The sequence below is a fragment of the Sorangium sp. So ce385 genome (assembly GCF_051474135.1).
In the GTDB taxonomy this organism is placed as follows: domain Bacteria; phylum Myxococcota_A; class Polyangia; order Polyangiales; family Polyangiaceae; genus Sorangium; species Sorangium cellulosum_D.
The window spans coordinates 4802950-4824428 of sequence record NZ_CP150337.1; the positions used below are offsets into that span (position 1 = coordinate 4802950).

The window sequence follows — 21479 nt, forward strand, 5'->3', positions numbered from 1 at the left end:
TGTCGATTGATCCCCCGGAGCCGGGGGCGTGCGCCGCGGGGCGTATAGGGAAGGCTGGCGGAGATGGAAGGCAAGCAAAGGGTCGCTCTCACATTTGCGCTCTACCAAAACGAAGCGCTCGTCCGTCGGGAGACGATCACGCAGGATATCGTCAAGGTAGGCAAGGACGCGAAGAGCCATCTGCGTGTCGATGACGAGCTTGCCTCGCGCATGCACGCGGTCATCGAGGTCGCCTCCCCGCAGGACATCACGCTCATCGATCTCGGCAACGAGCCGGGGACGATGGTGAACGGGGCGCGCGTCAACAAGTGCAAGATCAGCCCCGGCGATCAGCTCCAGATCGGCGGCACGAAGATCATGCTGGAGCGCGCCGAGCCGGTGGCGGTTGCCGCGGCAGCGGGCCCTGCCAAGCCGGTCCCCGCGAACCCGTTCGCCGCCGCGCCGCCCGCGAACCCGTTCGCCGCCGCGCCGCCCGCGAACCCGTTCGCCGCCGCGCCGGCGAACCCGTTCGCCGCGACCGCCGCGGGCGGGGCAGATCCGTTTGCCTACAACAACCCGTTCGCGCAGTCGGCGCCCGCGGTCGACGAGGTGCCCCCGGACGCGCCCGAAGGCTCGTACACGTACACGCTCGTGAAGAACGGGCCGGACGTGCCGAGCGAGGAGGTCGAGGTCCCGGCGGCGTCCGTCGAGATCATGATTCTGTGGGATGCCGCGGTGCTTCACGTCGCGCACCTCACGCCGCCGCGCTCCTTCTACGTGGGTGAGGAGGAGGGCAAGAACTTCAAGTGTGACTACTTCATCCCCTCGGAGAAGCTCGGCACCACGCGGGCGCCCATCGTCCTCGCCGACCGCTCCGGCTCGGTCTCCGTGGTGCTCCTGCCCCGCGCCACCGGCACCATCGAGATCCCTGGCACGCCGAAGATCACGGTGCAGCAGGCGATCGACCAGGGCCGCGCGCAGCCGTGCTCCGAGCTGTCGGGCGCCTACCAGATGGCGCTCCCGTCCGGCGCCAAGGCGAAGGTCGAGCTCGACGGCATCGTCTTCCAGGTGTCCGCCGTGAACGCGGGCAAGGTCGTGGCCGGCCACTTCCAGCTGGACACGCAGAGCCTGCTGTACACCGGCCTCTCCATGGCGGTGCACCTCGGGCTGCTCGCGGCGATGGCGTTCTTCATGCCGCCGCTCGGCGACACCGGCGAGGACGGGATCTCCGCGGACCAGCAGTTCCTCATCCAGCAGTACCTCGCGGCGGCCGCCGAGAAGGAGATGGAGGAGAAGGAGACCGAGCAGGTCGCCGAGAACGCCGCGGACAACAAGGAGGGCGGCACCGGTACGCGCGCCAAGGGTGAAGAGGGTTCGATGGGTAACCCGAACACCAAGGCCACCGGCAACCGCTACGGCGTCCAGGGCCCCGCGGACAACCCGGATCCGCACATCGCCCGCCAGGCCGCGCTGCGCGACGCCGCCGAGTTCGGCATGATCGGCCTGCTGAACGCCGGCGCCGGCGGCGACCCGAACGCCCCGACCGCCCCGTGGGGCCGCGACGATTCGCTCGGCAACGATCCGCTGAGCGCCCGCGGCAACATGTGGGGTGATCAGATCGGCGACTCCTTCGGTGCGGGCGGCCTCGGCCTCTCCGGTATCGGCGAGGGTGGCGGCGGGCGCGGCGAGGGTATCGGCCTCGGCTCGATCGGGACCATCGGCCACGGCGCCGGCACCGGCACCGGCCAGGGCTTTGGCTCCGGCCACGGCCGCCTCGGCGGGTCGCATCGCACCAAGCCGCCGCAGGTGCGCATGGGTGCGACGAGCGTGAGCGGCCGCCTGCCGCCCGAGGTCATCCAGCGTATCGTCCGTCAGAACTTCGGTCGATTCCGGCTTTGCTACGAGAACGGGCTCAGGAACAACCCGAACCTGCAGGGCCGCGTTGCGGTGCGCTTCGTCATCGGGCGCGACGGTGCGGTCTCGAACGTCGGTAACGGCGGCTCGGATCTGCCGGACAACGGCGTGGTCTCGTGCGTGGTGCGGGCGTTCTACGGGCTGTCGTTCCCGCAGCCCGAGGGCGGTATCGTCACCGTCGTCTACCCGATCATGCTCAGCCCCGGCGGCTGAGCCCGCCTCGTCGGTCGGCTCGCTCGAACGCCCCGCACGCACCGTGCGGGGCGTTCGCCATTTCCCGGACCGGACGCAGCAGGCGCCGGGCGCCGCGCGGCGTCTCCGGCGGTCGCCGCGCCGCGATCGCAGGGGGGCGCACAGGTCGCCGCGGCGCGATCGCAGGCGGGCGCACCAGGTCGCCGTGCGGCGTCGCGTGGACGCCCACCAGGTCGCCGTGCGGCGTCGCAGGGGAGGGGGCGGGGGCCTGCCGGAAGGCGCTGCCGGCCGGCGCAGGGGCGGGGTCTGAAGCCCTGGACTTCCGCGGTTCCCTCCGCCTATTCTCGCGACGCCGCGCGAGGTTGAACGCGCGCCACCTCAGGAAGCTTGTGACGGTGCCACACGGAGCGGCGCAGCCCGTCTCCGGATTGCTGAAGGAGCGGCGCAGCCGACTCCGGATTGCTGAAGGAGCGGCGCAGCCGGCTCCGGGGACTGTTGGACGGAGCGGCGCAGCCGGCTCCCGGGACTGTTGGGCGGAGCGGCGCAGCCGGCTCCGGGGACTGTTGGAGAGGGGCGACACGACGCCCGCGGTCGCTTGGACGCTGGCAGAGTCGATCCCATTCGAAAGGTGAGCAGATGAAGCTTGGAGCATTCTTGATGGTTGGGCTGGTCGCGGCGAGCGCGGCGGGGATGGGCTGCTCCCGGCATCGGCAGGAGGCCGTCATCCTGGCGAATCAGGCCGACAAGGAGGTCGCCGTCAACCCCGAGGGCGCGGCCAACAAGTACGAGCAGGCGACCAAGCTCGACCCCACGAACCACCGCATCTTCTTCAAGCTGGCGATGGCGTACAAGAAGCGGGACGAGTGGGATAAGGTCGCATCCACGCTGGCCCGCGCCACGCAGATCGCCCCGAAGTTCGCCAATTACTGGTTCGAGCGGGGCTGGGCGCTCGAGCAGCAGGCGAAGAAGAAGACGATCTCGTACGAAGAGGCCAAAGAGCCCTACCAGAAGTGTATCGAGAACGATCCCAACTTCGCGGACTGCTACTCGCAGCTCGGGAACGTCTACCTCTGGACGGACGACGAGCAGAAGGCGCTCGAGAACCTCACCAAGGCGATCGAGCACAACCCGAGCGAGATCCGGTACTACGCGGCGCTCGCCGATCTCTACATCCGCCTCGGCTACACCAAGGAGGCCGAGCAGGTGCTCAAGGAGGCGAAGTCGTTCGCGAAGCCCGGGGACAAGTACCTCTTCGGCGTCCACAGCCTGCTCGCGTCGGTCTACCAGGAGCGCGGGTCCACCGCGGAGATGGTGACCGAGCTCGAGGCCGCCAAGGCGGCCGCGCCGCAGGACGGCCCCGAGGCCGTACAGATCCTCTGGAGTCTCGGGAGCACGTACGCGACCCTGGATCCGCCGCGCAAGCAGGAGGCGATCCAGATGCTCAAGGGGTTCACGACGCGCGCCTGCAAGGGATCGAAGGCGGCGAGCTTCAAGACCGAGTGCGAGACGGCGAACACGCTCGTCGCGCGGCTCGGTGGCTCGTGACGTCGCGCGCGGCGCGGGGCACGTAAGGCGTTTCAATCCGTTCGAAGGTCGGGGCCGAGGGTCGATAATCAATGGATCTTGCGCAGCGTCTCAATCATCTCGAGTCGGTTCATGACTGGCAAGGGCTCGTCGAGGAGCTCGAGAAGGGGATTGCGGCCGAAGGGGACGCGACCCGGAAGGCGGCATATCACCTGAAGCTCGGGCGGCTGCTCGAGGAGAAGTTCCTTCAGGCCGTCAAGGCGCTGAAGCACTTCCAGGACGCCTACAAGCTGAATCCAGCGCTGCTCGAAGCGCTGGAGTCGGCTCGTTCCATCTACTGGGACCTCGGCAAGACCAACATGGTCCAGAAGCTCCTGGAGCTCGAGCTGAGGAACTCGCCGGAGGGGACCGCGGCCGCCGAGCTCCTCGTGGAGCTCGGCGACGTGCTCTGCGACGCGGGCGATTTCGAGCGCGCGACGGCGACGTACGCGCGCGCGCTCGCCGCCTCGGGCGGGACGAGCGAGGAGGCGCGGGCCTGCCTCGGCGACATGCAGGTCGACCAGTCGTCGTGGGCGGCGCACATGGCGGAGCTGGTCGAGGCGGCCGACGCGGCCGCGACCACGAGCGAGCGCAAGCGGCTGCTGCTCCGCGCGGCGCGCCTCGCCAAGCGCTTCGATCGCGGCCAGCTCGAGGGCCTGCTCCGGCGCGCGTACGAGACGGCGCCTTCCGACAAGCAGGCCGCGGCGATGTTCGAGGGGCTGCTCGCCGAGGAGGAGCGGCCGCAGGCGATCGTGGAGACGCAGCGACGCATCCTCGAGTCGCGCACCGGCGTGGCGCGCGGCGAGGCGGCGTTCAAGTTCGGCGTCCGCTGGGCCACGCGGCACCAGAACGTCGAGATCGGCTCGAAGCTCCTGGAGGAATCGCTCCGGTACGACCCCTCGAACGAGGCGGCGTTCGCCTACCTGCGCGAGCTCTGGGGGACGAAGGAAGGCAACTGGGAGCGCGTCGCCGCGCTGGCGGAGAGCGCCGCGAACCAGAACGGCAGCTCGCCGTTCATGATCGCTCAGGCGGGCGGCATCGCCTGGCGGCAGCTCGGCAATCTCATCCGGGCGAGGAGCTGGTTCGAGCGGCTCTCGGCGGTCGCGCCGACGCACCCGAGCGTCAGCGCGTTCGAAGCGCAGATCGGCGAGCGCCTCACGGGCGCCGCCGCGCCCGCGCCCGTCGCGGCGCCCGCGCCCGTCGCGGCGCCCGCGCCGGTCGCCGTCGCGCCGGCCGCGCCCGCGCCCGTCGCGGCCGCAGACGCCACGCCGCTCCCCACGAGCACGCCGGCGCCCGTGAGCGCGCAGGCGCCCGTGAGCGCGCCGGCGCCCGTGAGCGCGCAGGCGCCCGTGAGCGCGCAGGCGCCGGTCAGCACGCCGGCCCCGGTCAGCGCGCCGGCGCCCGTGAGCGGCAGGGCGAGCACCCCCGCGGACGTTCCGGTCGACGAGGTCAACGCGAGGTCCTCGGTCGCCGACGTCGAGCCGGCGCCGCCGCCGCGCGCCCCCGCCGAGAGCCGGCCCGCCGATTCGGAGATCGGCCGGCGGCCGACCGCGCCGCCGCCCCCGGCCGCCGAGGTCGCGGGCCGCGTCGAGGAGCTCAAGGCGAAGGCCCAGAAGCAGGAGCAGGCCAAGCGGTACAACGAGTACGTCAAGACGCTGATCGAGATCGCCGAGGCGGTCTCCGATCCCGCCGAGAAGATCGAGAACTACGCGAAGGCGGCGGAGCTCTACTCGGGCAAGTTCTCGAACGCGGCCGAGGCGGTGAAGTGCTACGAGGCGATCCTCGCGATCGACGGCGAGCACCCGCAGGCGATCGACTTCCTCCGCCAGAGCTACGAGAAGCGGCGCGACTGGGAGAAGCTCATCGGGCTGCTCCGCCGCGAGGCCGCCGCGCTCCCGGAGGGCGGCGAGCGCGCCGCGAAGTACCTGGAGATCGCGAAGCTCGCGTCCGAGCGGGTGAAGAAGGTCGACTTCTGCATCGAGCTCTGGGACGAGGTCCTCGCGAACGATCCGGAGAACCCGGAGGCGCTGAACGCGCTGGCGGGGCTCTACGAGAAGAACAAGGACTACCAGGCGTTCGCGCGGGTGCTGCAGAAGCAGGTCGACACGACCTTCGACAGCACCCAGAAGCTCGCGCTCCTCAGCAAGCTCGCGCAGCTCTACGGCGAGCGCCTCAAGGACGACGAGGCCGCGGTCAAGGCCTGGCAAGAGGTGATCGCGCTGAACCCCCAGGACCGCAAGGCGCAGGAGGCGCTCAAGAAGGCGTACCTCCAGCTCCAGCGCTGGGACGATCTCGAGGTGTTCTACGCCGAGAGCGGCAAGTGGGACGAGTTCATCCGCGTCCTCGAGTCGCAGGAGGCCAAGGAGACCGACGACGCGGCCAAGATCAGCCTGCTGATCAAGATCGCCGAGCTCTGGATGAACCAGAAGCAGAAGGCGGATCGCGCGGCGCGCGCCTACGAGAAGGTGCTCTCGATCGACGGCGCGCACCTCGCCGCGGCCGAGGCGTTGATCCCGATCTACACGCAGGCGAACAACCCGAAGGGGCTCGCCGGCGCGATCGAGGTGAAGCTCTCGCACGACCAGGACGACGTGTCCCGGCTCGACCTCTACCGGCAGGTCGCGGCGCTCTACGAGACGCGGCTCAAGGAGCCGCAGAAGGCGTTCGAGCGTTACCTCTCGGCCTTCCAGATCGCCCCGCAGGACGAGCAGTGCATCGAGGACGTCGAGCGGGCCGCGCGCTCCACCGAGGGGTGGGACGCCCTCATCGGCGCCTACTCGACGGCGATCTCCCGCGCCGAGAGCGAGGGGGACATCGCGCTCGGGGTCGATCTCCGGCTCCGGCTCGGGCGCGTGCTGCTCGACGAGGTGAAGCGCATCGACGAGGCGCTCTCGCAGTTCCGCGCCGTGTACGAGGCGGACGGCGAGAACCAGGCCGCGATCAGCGCGCTGGAGCGGCTCTACCGCGAGACGGGCCGCTTCGGCGAGCTGCTCGGCATCTACGAGAAGAAGCTCGGCATCATCACCGAGCCCGAGGAGCGCAAGCAGATCCTCTACGCGATCGCCGAGCTCTACGAGGGCGAGCTGCGCGACCCGGTGCGGGCGATCGCGACGCACCGCCAGGTGCTCGACGATGAGCCGACGGACCCGCAGGCGCTCGCGGCGCTCGACAAGCTCTACCGCGAGCAAGAGGACTGGGAGTCCTACGTCGACGTGCTCCGCAAGCGGATCGACTCCCCGCTCGACGAGCAGGCGCTCATCGACCTCAAGTTCCGGCTCGGGAGCACCCTCGAGAAGCACCTGAACGATGCGGCCGGAGCGCTCGAGAACTACAAGGAAATCCTGATCCTCGATCCGGGCAACGACGCGGCGCGCCTCGCGCTCGAGGCGCTGCTCTCGAACGAGTCGCTGCGCGCCGAGGCGGCGGCCATCCTCCAGGAGATCTACGAGGGGCGCGGCGACTGGGAGAAGCTGATCCAGGCGCTCGAGATCCTCGCCGCGGCCGAGGGCGACACGGCGACGCGCGTCTCGCTGCTCCGGAAGGTGGCGCGGACGGCGGCCGACAGCCTGAACGACCTGAACCGCGCGTTCGACGCGCAGTCGCGGGCGCTCAAGGACGATCCGTCGCACGCCGAGACGCGGGCCGAGCTCGAGTCCCTCGCCGCGCAGGCGGGCGCCTGGGATCGGCTCGACGTCATCTTCAGCGAGATCGCCGACTCGCTGAGCGACGCGCGGCTGAGCCGCGAGTACTGGATGCGGCTCGCGAGCATCCACGAGCGGCTCGGCAAGGTCGAGGACGCGGCGAACGGCTACCTCCGCGTGCTCTCGATCGATCCCTCCGACTCCGAGGCGCTGGAGGCGATGGACGCGCTCTACCGGCGCACCGAGCGCTGGGGCGATCTCATCGGCGTCTACCGGCGCCGCATCGAGCTCGTGCACGAGCCCGCCGAGCGCGAGAGCCTCTACGCGCAGATGGCCGAGGTCTACGAGCAGCGGCTCGGCCAGCCGGAGGAGGCGATCGCCGCCTACCGCGAGGTCCTCTCCACCGACGACACGAGCCTCGTGGCGCTGACGGCGCTCGACGGGCTCTTCAGCCGCCAGGGCATGTGGGAGGAGCTGGCCGACAACCTCGAGGCGCAGCTCAGCATCGCGGCCGAGGAGGAGGCGCAGATCCGGCTGATGCTCCGGCTCGCCGCGCTGCGGGAGTCGCGGATGCGGCTCGTCGAGTCGGCGATCGACATCTACCGGCAGGTGCTCGAGCGCGAGCCGACCAACGTCGAGGCGCTCGCGGCCCTCGAGCGCCTCGGGAAGCTCCCCGAGCACGAGGTCGCGATCGCCGAGATCCTCGAGCCGCTGTACCGCCAGTCGGGCGACTACCAGAAGCTCATCGGGGTGCACGAGGTGCAGGTGCGCCGCAGCGACGACGTGACCCGTCGCGTCGAGCTGCTCCACCAGATCGCCGTGCTCTACGAGGACGCCGGCGGCGACCTCAACTCGGCCTTCGACACCTACGCGCGGGCGCTGAGCCAGGATCCGGCGTCGGAGTCGACGCAGGAGGGGCTCGATCGGCTCGCGCGCGCGACCGGTCGCTTCGCCGACCTGGCGCGCGTGTTCGAGACGCTGGCGGCCCAGCAGACCGACGCGGAGCTCGCGAGCACGCTCTACACGATGAGCGCGCGCATCTACGAGGGCGACCTCGGCGACATGGACAGCGCCGTCGGGCACTACCGGCGCGTGCTCGAGATCGATCCGCGCAACCTGCACGCGGCCGAGTCGCTCGAGCGGCTGTTCCGGACGTCGGAGCGGTACAACGAGCTGTCGCAGATCCTCCAGCAGAAGGCGGACATCCTCGACGACCTGAACGAGAAGAAGCTCGCCCTGTTCCAGGCCGCGAGCATCGAGGAGGAGGTGCTCGAGCGGCACGACCAGGCCATCGCGGTCTACGGCAAGGTGCTCGAGCTCGACGCCGAGGATCTCCGGGCGATCGACGCGCTGACCAAGCTCTACCTCAGCCTCTCGCGCTGGCAGGAGCTGCTCTCGGTCTACGCGAAGAAGGCCGATCTCGTCCTCGATTCGAACGAGAAGAAGCGCATCTACTACCAGATCGGCGCGGTGTACGAGCGCGAGCTCGGCAACGTCGCGAGCGCGATCGACACGTACCAGCGGGTGCTCGAGATCGATCCGGACGACCTGCAGGCGCTCGGGCGGCTCGACGTCCTCTACCAGACCTCGCAGAACTGGCTCGAGCTGCTCAGCGTGCTCCAGCACGAGGCGGAGATCACCGCGGATCCGGCCGAGGGCATCAGCTACCAGTACCGGATCGCGGAGCTCTACGAGAAGCACCTCGACGACGTGTCGAGGGCCATCGAGCTCTACCGCGATCTGCTCCAGCAGATGCCCGACCACGAGCCGACGCTCCGCGCGCTCGAGCAGATCAAGGACGGCACCCGCGATCCGCTCGGCGCCGCGCTGGTCCTCGAGCCGATCTACGACGCGTCCGGCGAGTGGCAGAAGCTGATCAGCGTGCTCGAGGTCCGGGTCAAGGTGGCCGAGGACCCGTACGAGAAGGTCGACCTGCTCCACCGCATCGCGCGCCTCTCGGAGGAGATGCTGAGCGACCACGTGACCGCCTTCGAGACGTACGCGCGGGCGGTGACGTTCGACATCGGCAACGAGGAGTCGCTCTCGAACCTCGAGCGGCTCGCGATCATGGTGAACCGCTGGCCGCAGGTCGCCGCGCTCTACGACACGGAGCTCGGCCGGCTCGGCGAGGAGCCGGGGCGCTTCGTCGAGCTCGGGCTGCGGCTCGCGCAGATCTTCGAGACGCAGCTCGACGACATCGACAGCGCCGTCGCGCGCTACCGGCGCGTGCTCGAGGTCGAGCCGGAGAACCAGACCGCGATCGCCTCGCTCGACCGCCTGTTCACGGCGACCGAGCGGTGGAGCGACCTCGTCACGATCCTCTCGCGCGAGTCGGAGATCGCGCAGTCGCCGGACGAGATCCTCGAGTTCAAGTACCGGCTCGGCGTGGTGTACCAGACGCGGCTCAACGACCTGCCGGCGGCCATCGCGGCGTACCGCGAGGTGCTCACCGCAGCCCCCGAGCACTCACCCACGCTCGAGGCCCTCGAGGGGCTCTTCGCGGCCGGGATCAAGCAGATCGAGATCGGCGCGATCCTGGAGCCGCTCTACCAGGCGGCGGCGGAGTGGGAGAAGCTCGGCGGGGTGCTCGAGGCGGAGCTCACCCACCTCACCCAGGAGCCGGATCGGCTGTCGATGTACTACCGGATCGGCGAGCTCCAGGAGGAGCGCCTCATCTCGCCGGACGGGGCCCTCGCCGTCTTCATCCGGGCGCTGAAGGAGTACCCGCGCGACGAGAAGACGCTCGAGGAGGTCGAGCGGCTCGCCGGCTCGGTCGACGGCGGCTGGGAGCTGCTCGCGAACGCGTACGCCGACGTGCTGGGCATCCACGCCGACAAGGACGTGCAGACCAGCATCGGCAAGCGGCTCGCGCGCGTCTTCGAGACCGACCTCAGCGACGTCGCCAAGGCGGAGGAGACGTACCGGTACGTGCTCGGCATCGAGCCCCTCGAGGCCGAGGCGCTCTCGAACCTCGACCGGATCTACACGCAGCTCGAGCAGTACCCGGAGCTCGCGAGCGTGCTCGAGCAGCGGGTGCGCGCGACCGAGGATCGCCCGGAGCTCGTCGACCTGTACCTCCGGCTCGGCCAGACGTACGAGGAGCGGCTCGGGCAGCTCGACGACGCCATCCGCGCCTTCCGGCGCATCTTCGACGAGCTCGAGACGACGAACGAGCAGGCGATCAGCGCCCTCGAGCGCATCTACACGACCAAGGGCGCCTGGACCCAGCTCAAGGTCGTGCTGGAGCGGGAGCTCGAGAACGCGATGGGCGACAGCCAGGAGGCGGACATCCGCGCCAAGATGGCGCACCTGCTCGCCGATCGGCTGAACGACGTCCAGGGCGCGGTCGAGACGTGGAAGCGCGTCCTCGACCTCCGCGGCGAGGACCCGGAGGCGCTCGGGGCGCTGTCCAACCTGTACGAGCGGGTCGGGCAGTGGGCCGAGCTCTGTGACGTCCTCGAGCGCCACTACGACATCGCGACCGACGACGAGTCGCGCGTCGCGGTGCTGCTCCGCCGCGCCAAGCTGTTCCACGAGCAGCTCGGCCGCGACGACTCGGCGCTCGACGACTACCAGCGCGTGCTCGACATCGACTACGCGAACCTCGAGGCGCTCTACGCCATCGCGGCGATCTGGCGGCTCCGCAACGAGCCCGAGCAGATCGTGAGCGCGCTCCACCAGACGGTGGATCGGGCGCGCGACGTGCTGCCGGCCGAGAACGTGATCGCGCTCTACCGCGAGCTCGGGACGACCTACCAGCACGTCCTCGGGCAGGCGTACGACGCGATCGACGCCTGGCGGAAGCTGCTCGAGGTCGACCCGAAGGACTTCGAGGCGATGGCCGCCCTGGAGAACCTGCTCCGCGCCGAGGGGCGCTGGGTCGAGGTCATCGACGTGAAGATGGGCCGGGCCGCGGCCTACGAGTCGCCGGCCGACAAGGTGCGCGAGTACCTCGAGGTGGCGCAGATCTGGGAGCACCAGGTCGAGGAGAAGGACCGGGGCACGCTCGCGTACGAGAAGGTCCTGGAGCTCGATCCGACGCACGACCAGGCCTTCGCGGCGCTCGAGGAGCTCCACGACGCGGCCCGGCGCAGCGAGCCGCTCATCGAGCTCTACCTCGCGCGGCTCGAGTCGCGCGAGGAGGTGCACGAGAAGACCGACATCCTCCGCAAGGTGGCCCGCGTCTTCGAGGAGCAGCTCGAGGACAGGCCGCAGGCCTTCGACGCGCTGCTCACGGCGTTCGAGATGGACTACTCCGACATGGAGACGGTCCGGTACCTCGAGCGCATGGCGCAGGCGACGAACCGCTGGCCCGAGCTCGTGCAGACGGTGAACGGGTGGCTCCAGCAGGAGACGGCCCCGGTCCAGAAGATCACGCTCTGCCTGCGCCTGGCCAAGTGGTACTCGGAGGACCTCGGTCACCCCGAGTACGCGCAGCCGTACTACCAGCAGATCTACGCGTACGACCCGAACAACGTGGCGGTGCTGCGCCAGATGGCGAACTTCTTCAAGAAGACCGGCCAGTGGCAGCGGCAGGGCGAGATGCTGACGAACGCCCTCAACGTCGCGGTGATCGACGTCGACCGGAAGGAGATCCTGACCGAGCTCGGCGAGGTGCTCGAGAAGCACATGGGCGAGGTCGAGCAGGGGCTCAGCTTCTACCGGCGCGCCCTCGACGTCGATCCGCTGCACCTCCCGGCCCTCGAGGCGCTGGAGCGCATCTACACGGATCGCGACCAGTCGAACGATCTCGTCGACGTCCTGCTCCGCAAGGCGAAGGCCGTCAGCGAGCCCGACGTCGTCGCGAGCGTGAAGCTGCGCACCGCCGGCCTCTACGAGACCAAGCTCGGCCTCATCGAGAAGGCCGGCGCGGTCTACCGCGAGGTGCTGGACATCGACGCGTCCAACCTGCTCGCGATGCGGGGGCTCGAGCGTGTGTACACGACCACCCACCAGTGGCCGGATCTCGTGCGCGTCCTCGAGATGCAGCTCGACGTGGTCACCACGGAGCGCGAGCGCATCGACGTGTTGATGAAGATCGCGAACCTCCAGGAGGAGCAGTTCCTGAAGCCCGATCTCTCGGCCGCGCGGCTCGAGCAGGTGGTCGAGATCGACCCGTCGCACGAGCCCGCGCTCGAGGCCCTGGAGCGCTGCTACCGCCGGCTGCGGCAGTGGCACGACCTCATCAACACGTACGACCGCCACATCAACGCCGCCGAGGATCGCCAGAAGAAGATCGAGCTCTGGTCCCAGACGGCGAAGGTCTACGCCGAGGAGATCGAGGACCTCGACCGCGCGATCGACGCCTACCTGAACATCGTCGACATCCAGGACACGCACGTCCCGTCCCTGGAGGCGCTGGCCAAGCTCTACGAGAAGCAGGACAACTCGTCGAAGGCCATCGAGTACATGACGCGCGTCGCGGACCTGACCGTGGACGGCAAGCAGCGCGTCGACATGTACTACCGGATCGGCCGGCAGCTCGACGAGAAGCTCGGCGAGCGCGGGCTGGCCCAGGAGCGCTTCGAGATGGCGCTCGATCTCGACCCCACCCACGTGCCGACCTTGGCGGCGCTGCGGGTGATCGCGATCGACGCGGCCGACTGGGATCGCGCGGCGCGCTACCTCGAGCAGGAGCAGATGAACACCGACGCGCCCCGCGCCAAGGCGCGGCTGCTCGTCGAGCTCGGCAAGCTCCGCGACGACATGCTCGGCGAGCACGGGCTCGCCGTGCAGGCGTACGAGATGGCGCTCCAGAGCGACCCCGACAACGAGGACGCCGCGATGCCGCTCCTCAACGAGTACGTCTCCACGGAGCGGTGGGCCCAGGCCGAGCCGCTCGCGGAGATGCTCGTCAGGAAGAGCGGCAAGCGCGATCGTTCAGAGCAGCACCGGCTGCAGCGGACGTTCGGCAAGGTCCTCGAGCGGCTCGGCAAGGACGAGGCGTCGCTCAAGGCGTACACGGCGGCGCACAACCTCGATCTCACCGACCAGGAGACGATCCGCGGCCTCGCCGACGTCAGCTTCAAGCTGAACGACTGGGCGAGCGCGCTGACGAACTACCAGAAGGTGCTCACCAGCCTCGACGAGGCCGAGACCGAGGAGCGCGCCACCGTCTACTACAAGCTCGGCTGCATCAAGCAGGCGCAGGGGCAGTCGAAGCAGGCGGTCAACAACTTCGAGAAGGCGCTCGGCGCCGAGCCGTCGCACCGGCCCACGCTCGAGGCGATGGTCGCCGTCTACGACGCGCTCAAGGACTACAAGCAGGTCTGCCACTACAAGCGGCTGATCCTCGACAACATCATGGACGGCGCCGAGCGGTTCAGGATGTTGAACGAGATCGGCGACATCTGGGTCGAGAAGGAGAACAACATCCCGAAGGGCGTCGAGGCCCTGGAGGAGGCGCTCGATCTCGAGCCGCAGAACCACGTCCTGCTCCACAAGCTGCTCCAGCTCTACCAGCGCACGGGGCAGTGGGAGCGGATGGTGGACTGCCTCCAGCGGATCGCGGACCTCGAGCCGCAGCCGGATCGCAAGAGCCGCTACCTCTACACGATGGCGCAGATCTACCGCGACAAGCTGGAGGACCCGGCGCGCGCGGTGGAGCTGTTCAACGAGACGCTGGACCTGAACCCGCACTCCCTCGAGGCCTTCGAGCGCATCAACAAGATCCTCACGGCGCAGAAGGAGTGGAAGCAGCTCGAGCGGGCGTACCGCAAGATGCTGCACCGGGTCGCCGGCAAGGGGAACACGGACCTCGAGTACAACCTCTGGCACGCGCTCGGGCTCATCTACCGCGACCGGCTCGGCGACCGGACGGCCGCGGTCGAGACGTTCCGCATGGCCTCGCGGCTCAAGCCCGAGGACGCGACGGAGCACCTGATCCTGGCGGAGCTCTACGAGCAGTCGGAGCAGTTCGATCTGGCGACCGGCGAGTTCCAGGCGATGGTCAAGATCGATCCGATGAAGATCGACCCGTACAAGCGGCTCTACCGCCTGTACGTCGACGGCAAGCGCTACGACCAGGCCTGGTGCGTCGCGGCGGCGCTCGCGTTCCTCCGCAAGGCCGATCCGGACGAGCAGCAGTACTTCGAGGACTACCGCCCGCAGGGCCTGATCCCGGCGAAGAGCCGGCTCGACAACGAGCAGTGGATCAGGAACCTGTTCCACGAGGAGGAGAACCTCTACGTCGGCAAGATCTTCGAGATGATCGCGGGGGCCGCGCTCAGGGCGAAGATCGAGACGCTGAAGCAGAGGAAGGAGCTCCCGGTCCTCGATCCGCGGTTCCTGCAGGATCCGGCGACCTCGACGGTGACGTTCGCCCGGACCTTCGGGTGGGCGGCGAACGTCCTCGGCCTCCCGGCGCCGCGGCTCTACGTGCGCAGCGACGTGCCCGGCGCGCTCGTCGCGGTGGCGAACGAGCAGCCGGCGTCCGTCGCGGGGCAGACCGTCCTCACCGGGTTCTCGCCGCAGGAGCTCACGTTCATCGTCGGCAAGCACCTCGCGATGTACCGCGGCGAGCACTACATCAAGACGCTGTTCCCGACGGTCACCGAGCTGACGGTGCTCCTGTTCGCCGGGATCAAGCTGGTCGCGCCCGACACGCCGGTGCCGCAGGACATCGAGAAGCAGATCATGGCCACCGCGCAGACGCTCCGCGGCTTCATGCAGCCGATGCAGCTCGAGGGGCTCCGCATGGTGGTCAAGAAGTTCCTCGCGGAGGGCGCGAAGGCGAACATCAAGCGGTGGGTCCAGTGCGTCGACATCACCGCGGCGCGCACCGGCCTGCTCCTCTCGGGCGATCTCGAGATCGCGAAGAAGATCATCGCCGCCGAGCCGCAGCAGCCCGGGGATCTCCCGCCCCAGGACAAGCTCAAGGAGCTGATCGTCTTCTCGACAAGCGATCAGTATTTTGCGCTGCGTCAGGCGCTCGGCATCGCCATCGGCGAGGGGTGAGCGCGCGCGTCGGTGACACTAAATAACTGAATCTACATCGGAATCAGAGCATCCGAGGCCGGGGGCGGCTCGCTCCCGGCCTCGGATCGCTCTGCGCCGTCGGGAGGCACATCTCCATGAGTCTGCTTGACGAGTCAGCAATCCTTACGAACGATCGGGTGCTGTGACCTCGTCATCGATGATCGTCCGGCTCCCCGTGCAGTCCGCGAGAGGCTTCGGGAGATACAGGCTGATCGCAAAGCTGGGGCAGGGTGGGATGGCCGAGGTCTTCCTCGCTGCGCATCGCGGCCCGCTCGGCTTCGAGAAGCTGGTCGTGATCAAGCGGCTCAAGCCGGGGATCGCCACCGAGCCCGAAGTCAACGCGATGTTCCTCGATGAAGCGAGGCTCGCCGCGCGCCTGAACCACCCGAACGTCGTGCAGACGTACGAGTGCGGTCAGATCGACGACCAGTACTACATCGTGATGGAGTACCTGGAGGGGCACTCGCTCGATCGGATCTGCAGGAAGATCGACCCCTCGCGTCACCGCGCGGTCTACCTGGCGATCCTCTCGGACGCGCTCGCCGGGCTGCACTACGCGCACGACCTGATGGACTTCAACGGGCAGCCGCTCCAGGTGGTCCACCGCGACATCAGCCCGCACAACATCTTCGTCACCTACGACGGGCAGGCGAAGGTCGTCGACTTCGGCATCGCGAAGTGGGCGACGCGCGACGCGGACACGAGCACGGGCGTCGTCAAGGGGAAGATCCGGTACATGGCGCCGGAGCAGGCCCTCGCGACGACGGTCGACCGCCGCGCGGACATCTTCTCGATGGGCCTGATCTTCTGGGAGCTCGTCGTGGGCGAGCGCTTCTGGGGGGATCTCTCCGACGTGCAGATCCTCCAGCGGCTCACGTTCGGCGAGATCCCGCAGCTGCGCGAGCGGTGGCCCGCGGCGCCCGAGGCGCTCGATCGGATCTGCTCGCGCGCCCTCGCGATGGCGCCCGAAGAGCGCTACGCGACGGCGGCGCAGATGCGCGAGGACGTCGAGGCCTACCTCGCGACGATGGGCCGGCGCCCGTCGTCGGCCGAGATCGGCCGCCTCATCGGCGAGACGTTCGCGCACCGCCGGGCCGAGGTGCGGTCCGCCATCAGCGACCAGCTCGGGCGGCTCCACGCGGCCTCGGGCGAGGGCGCGGAGGAGTTCGAGATCCTCCCGGTGCTCGAGGAGCGCGGCGCGGTGCCGTGGTCGCAGCGCATGCCGGTGTCGCAGATGGCGCAGCAGTTCGCCGCCGCGCCGGTCGCGGACCCGATGCTGGGCGACGACGGCGCGCGCGAGGACAGCATCTCGAACCGCCAGACGATCCCCACGATCATGGTCGCCAACACGAAGCCGACCGGGCGCAAGGCGCTCTTCTGGGGCGCGGGGGTCGCGCTGCTCTCCGCGCTCTTGATCGGCGGCACGTGGGCGGTCGTCTCGCAGTTCCCGATGAAGGACGAGCCGGAGACGACGGTCCCTCCGGTCGACACGACCACGCCCATGGTGATCCCGCCGGCGCCGGCGCCGCCGGTCGCCAACCTGATCGAGCTCCGGATCATCGCCACGCCGATGGACGCGAAGATCTACCTCGACGACGTGGAGCTCCCCAGCAACCCGTTCTTCGCGCGGTTCAGCCGGGATGGCACCGGACACCGCATCCGGGTCACGGCCGATGGGTACACCCCGGAGGCGCGCTTCGTGGTGTTCACGCGCGACGAGGTGCTGACCATCAACCTGCGCCCGGTGCAGACGGCGCCCCCCAAGCAGGGCGGCGGCTCCGCGCCCCGGAAGTGACGGGCAGGGCCGCGGGCTCGCCGTAGCCGCCCGGGCGGGCGCGCGGCGGCCCGGAGGGCGCGCGGCGGCCCGGAGGGGCGACGCGGCGGCCCGGAGGGCGCGCGGCGGCCCGGAGGGGCGACGCGGCGGCCCGGAGGGCGCGCGGCGGCCAGGAGGGTGGCGCGGTGGCCCCGAGGCAGACGCGGCGGCGCGGCGGCCCGGAGGGCGGCGCGGTGGCCCCGAGGCAGACGCGGCGGCCCCACTCTCGCCCGCGGCCGCGCCGGAAGCGCGCGGCGCGCAGGCCTACGGCCTGCTGCTCATCATCGCCTCGAGCGACGGCGGCACGCAGCCGTAGGCCTCGGCGGCCGCGAGCAGCGCCGAGTTCTGCGGCAGGTTGAGCAGGAACGAGCTCGCGTAGGGCGTCCCCTCCAGGCCCTTCAGCCGGCGCAGGAGCGGCGGCATTGCGCGCTCCATCGCCTCCCGCGCGCCCACGAGGTCGCCCATGTCCACGCAGGCGTCGTGCAGCGCGAGGTAGATCGGCGCCTCGTTGAGCAGGCTCGGCGCGCCCGCCTCGACGAGCGCCGCCGCCTCCCGCGCGATCTCGCGGGCCTGCTCGGCGTTGCCGAAGCGGCGCTCCGCCTCGGCGCAGAACCCGAGCGCCACGGGGAGGACGTCGCGGTTCTCCGTGACGCGGTAGGCCTCCGTGGCCTTCTTCAGCAGCGAGCGCGCCCGCCCGAGGCCCGACGACTCGACGCGCAGGAGCTCGCAGCCCCGGTAGAACAGGATGCCGAGCGTCACCCGGTCGCGCACGACCCACATGCTCCCGGCGGCCTCGTCCGCGCTCGCGCGCGGCTCGGCCAGCGCGGCGTCGAGCCGCGGCTCGGGGCCGAACGTCGCCGCCCAGCAGAGCAAGATCATCTGCCCGTGCCGCGCCGCGCCCGAGCTGCCGATCGCCTGCGCCCGGGCGATGCCCGCCTCGATCTCCTGGAGCGCCTCGTCCCGCGCGCCGATGGTCGTGAGCGCGAAGCCGACGTTCATCGTCAGCATCGCCTCGCGCTCCTGCAGCCCGGCGCGGCGCGCCGCCCGCGCCGCGTTCCGGCGCGCCTCCAGCGCCGCGGCCGGCTCGCCGCGCGTCTGGTGCGCGACGGCGCGCGTCTGCCAGGCGTCGACCGCCGCCCAGACGAGGCCCCGCCGCGCCGCGAGATCGAGCAGGTGCGCGGCCTCCTGCTCCGCCATCGCGAGCTGCCCGGCGAACGCGTGGACCTGCGCCAGCGTGGCCGAGCACTGCGCCTCCTCCTCGACGAGATCGATCGTCCGGGCGCGGTCGCGCAGCGCCGTCAGGCGCTCCTCCAGATCCATCCCGGAGCCGCACGCGTGATCGTAGCGGGCGCGCGCGGTGAGCGTGCGCAGCTCGCTCGCCTCGTCGTAGACGTTCTCCCACATCGCCCGGATCGCCGAGTCGCGCTCGGGCGAGCGCGCGTCGAGCCGCGAGTACGCCTCCTCCAGGAGGACGGCGCGCGCGAAGGCCGTCGGCTTGTCGGGCGCGAACACGAGCGCGCGATCGGCCATGGTGACCGCGTCGCGGAGCGAGTTCGTCGCGAGGGCGCGCCGCGCGGCGGCCTCCCAGCGGATCGCGGCCTCCTCGTGCTCGCCGCCGAGGTCGAAGTGCTGCGCCACCGTGGCGCTGTCCTCGCCCAGCCGGTCGAGCCAGCGCGCCGCCGCCGCGTGCAGCTTCTTCCGGAGCTCGTCGCCGACCGACGCGTACGCGACGTCGCGGACCAGCGCGTGCTTGAACAGGAACTCGCGCGCGGCCGGGAAGCGCGACGCGGGCTGCTCGACGAGCAGCTCCGCGGCGATGAGCTTCTTCAGCGCGGTCTCCGGCTCGGCCACGCCGACCTCGGCGAGGCCCACGTCCCAGACGGACAGGCCGAAGACGCTCATGCGCACCACCGCCTCGCGCGTCGGCTCGTCGAGCGCGTCGAGGCTCACCTGGATGGCGGCCTCGATGGTCGGCGCCGTGGCCGCGTCCTTGCCGGAGGCGATGACCCGCGCGAGCTCCTCGGCGAAGAGCGGCGAGCCGGCCGCCTGCTGCGCCACGCGGTCGAGCGTCGCGTCGTCGAACGGCCGCGCCGCCGCGGCCGCGCTGAAGACGGCCCGCGCGATCTCGCGCGTGGCCCGGCGCGCGATGGGGCGCAGCTCCACGCGGACGTGGTCGCGGCCGGTGAAGCGCTGGCCCTGGTCGCGCCAGAACGCCGGGCGCACCATGAGCATGATGAAGAGCGCCCTGCCCGTCGCCCGCCCGAGGAGGTGATCGAGCCACGCGACGCTCTCCGGGTCGGCCCACTGCGCGTCCTCGACGAGCAGCGCGCACGGCTCGATCGAGGCGGCGCCGACCGCGATGTCGGTCATCGAGAGGTACAGCGCGTCGCGCGCGCCGCGCAGGTCGACGCCGTCGGGGAACGGCTGGTTCGCGAGGAGGCGCGCGAGGAGCCCGCCGTCGCCGTGGAGCAGCCGCCGCGCGCGCACCGCCTCGTCGGCCTGCTCCAGCGACGCGCCCTTCGGCAGGCCCGTGAGGACGCGCAGCGCGTCGGTGGCCACGCCGAGCGCCTGCGCCCGGCCGAACGACTCGCAGCGCAGCTGGACGAGCCGCGGCGGATCCGGCCGGTCGGCGATGCGGGCGACGAACTCGCGCGCGAGCCGGCTCTTGCCGATGCCCGGCGGCCCCGAGATGCTCGCCACGACCGGCGTCCGGTCCTCCACGCAGCGGTCGAACGCCGCGACGGTGGTGATGAGCTCGGCGTCCCGCCCGACGAAGGGCGTCTGCGCGTCGGGCCGCTTCGGCGCGCGCGAGAGCACCCGCACGGAGCCGCTCTCCAGCGCCTCGCCCAGGAAGCGCCCGCGGGACAGCTCCACCGTGGTCGCGTCCGCGAGGACGCGGCCGAGGCCCGCCTCGCGCGCGAGCGCGACCGCGCGGTCGACGACCTCGCCGGCCGATCGCGTCCGGTCGACGCGCATGCGGCCGGAGGCGACGCCGACGCGGCCCCCGCGGTCGCCGAGCCCGAGCCCGAGCTCGAGGGCCCGCGACGCCTCGTCGCCGTGGGCCTGCCGCACGCCGAGGTGGGCGACGATCGAGTCGGCGCCGAGCGGCAGCGCGTCGGCCCCGCGGCGCCGCAGCGCCTCGAGCTCGCGCTGCCGCTCCTCGCCGGTGGCCACGTGCAGCGCCACGATCGTGGTCACGAGCCGCGTGCCCATCACGCCCGGCGGGTTGTCGCTCACGCGCAGCGGGGAGGGGGTGGGCAGGTGCGGCTCGTGGACGAGCGCCGCGAGCTTCTCCGCCACCTCGCGCGCCGAGCTCGGCCTGAGCTCCCGGTCGGCGAGCAGGAGCGCGTGGATCAGGTCGTCGAGCGCCGGGACCACGTCGAGCAGGAACTCCGACAGCCGCGGCGCGGGCGTGGTCGCGAGGCGCACGAGGGTCGCGATCGAGGTCGGCCCCATGTGCGGCGGCCGGCCGGCGACCAGCTCGAACAGCGTCGCGCCGAGCGAGTAGAGGTCGCTGCGCGCGTCCACCGTCGCGTCGCCGCGCGCCTGCTCCGGCGAGATGTACGCCGGCGTGCCGACGGGGCTGCCCGCGTCGGTCGTGAGCACGACCTCCTTCGACGCCGCCACCCCGAAGTCGACGAGCTTGACCCGGACGCCGGCGTCCGGCGTCCCGCGCAGGAGGAGGATGTTCGACGGCTTGATGTCGCGGTGGACGACGCCCGCGTCGTGCGCGGCCGCGAGCGCGCTCGCCACCTGGCGCCCGACCTCCAGCCCCTCGCGCAGCGACAGCGGGGAGCGCCGCTGGCGCGACGCCAGGTCCTCCCCGTCGAGCCACTCCATCGCGATGAAGGTCGTCCCCTCCTCGATGCGTCGCCCCTCCGCGTCCGCCGTGGTCGAATCGAGCGTCCCGAACGCCACGACCCGCACGATCCCGGGGTGATCGAGCTCCGAGAGGATCTGCCCCTCGCGGGAGAGCCGGGCCTGGCCCTCGGCGTCGACGCCGAGCGCGGTGATGATCTTCAGCGCGACGTACCGCTCGGTCTGCACGTCGTACGCGCGGTGCACGGTGCCGATCCCGCCGCGGCCGACCTCGCGCTCGATGTGGAATCGGCCGGCGATGAGCGGCCTTGCGGGCTCGATGCGCGCTGAGCTCATGCGCTAGCCAACGTGATCCGTGGGATGGGCGCCGAGCGCGCTCCGGCGCGGCGGAGAGGCGATCTCATGACGCCGGGCCGGGCGGGTCTGCGGTGTTCCGACGGGGCGCATTCGCCAAGGAGACTACGCTGTCGTCCAGGGTAGTTCCAGTGTCGCGGTCGCGCCGCGCGCGGTCGCGCCGCGAATCCGGGCCGCGCCGCGACGCCGGGTCGCGCCGCGCGGGAAGGAAGACTGGGCGCGCCGCG

5 protein-coding genes are annotated in these 21479 nt (G+C 70.9%); 4 read left to right on the forward strand and 1 reads right to left on the reverse strand.

The window, feature by feature from the left end; genetic code table 11:
- Positions 1-63 precede the first annotated feature (63 nt).
- The 4 genes from WME83_RS17695 to WME83_RS17710 all read left to right on the forward strand — a co-directional run bounded on the left by WME83_RS17695 (position 64) and on the right by WME83_RS17710 (position 17061).
- The gene (locus WME83_RS17695) at positions 64-2106 is read left to right on the forward strand and encodes an AgmX/PglI C-terminal domain-containing protein (protein WP_437320456.1); all 2043 of its coding nucleotides are present in this window, start codon (positions 64-66) and stop codon (positions 2104-2106) included.
- 615 nt (positions 2107-2721) lie between these two features.
- Positions 2722-3630, forward strand: a complete 909-nt coding sequence (locus tag WME83_RS17700) for a tetratricopeptide repeat protein (protein ID WP_437320457.1) — start codon at positions 2722-2724, stop codon at positions 3628-3630.
- 71 nt (positions 3631-3701) lie between these two features.
- Entirely contained in the window at positions 3702-15245 is an 11544-nt protein-coding gene (locus WME83_RS17705; RefSeq protein ID WP_437320458.1) for a tetratricopeptide repeat protein, read from the forward strand.
- 196 nt (positions 15246-15441) lie between these two features.
- Positions 15442-17061: a protein kinase domain-containing protein gene (locus WME83_RS17710; protein WP_437320459.1), complete on the forward strand. Its 1620-nt coding sequence runs from the start codon at positions 15442-15444 to the stop codon at positions 17059-17061.
- A gap of 282 nt (positions 17062-17343) precedes the next feature.
- Here WME83_RS17710 and WME83_RS17715 read toward each other — a convergent pair whose 3' ends face one another.
- Positions 17344-21234, reverse strand: coding sequence for a serine/threonine-protein kinase (locus WME83_RS17715; protein ID WP_437320460.1), 3891 nt, complete (start codon positions 21232-21234; stop codon positions 17344-17346).
- Positions 21235-21479 lie beyond the last annotated feature (245 nt).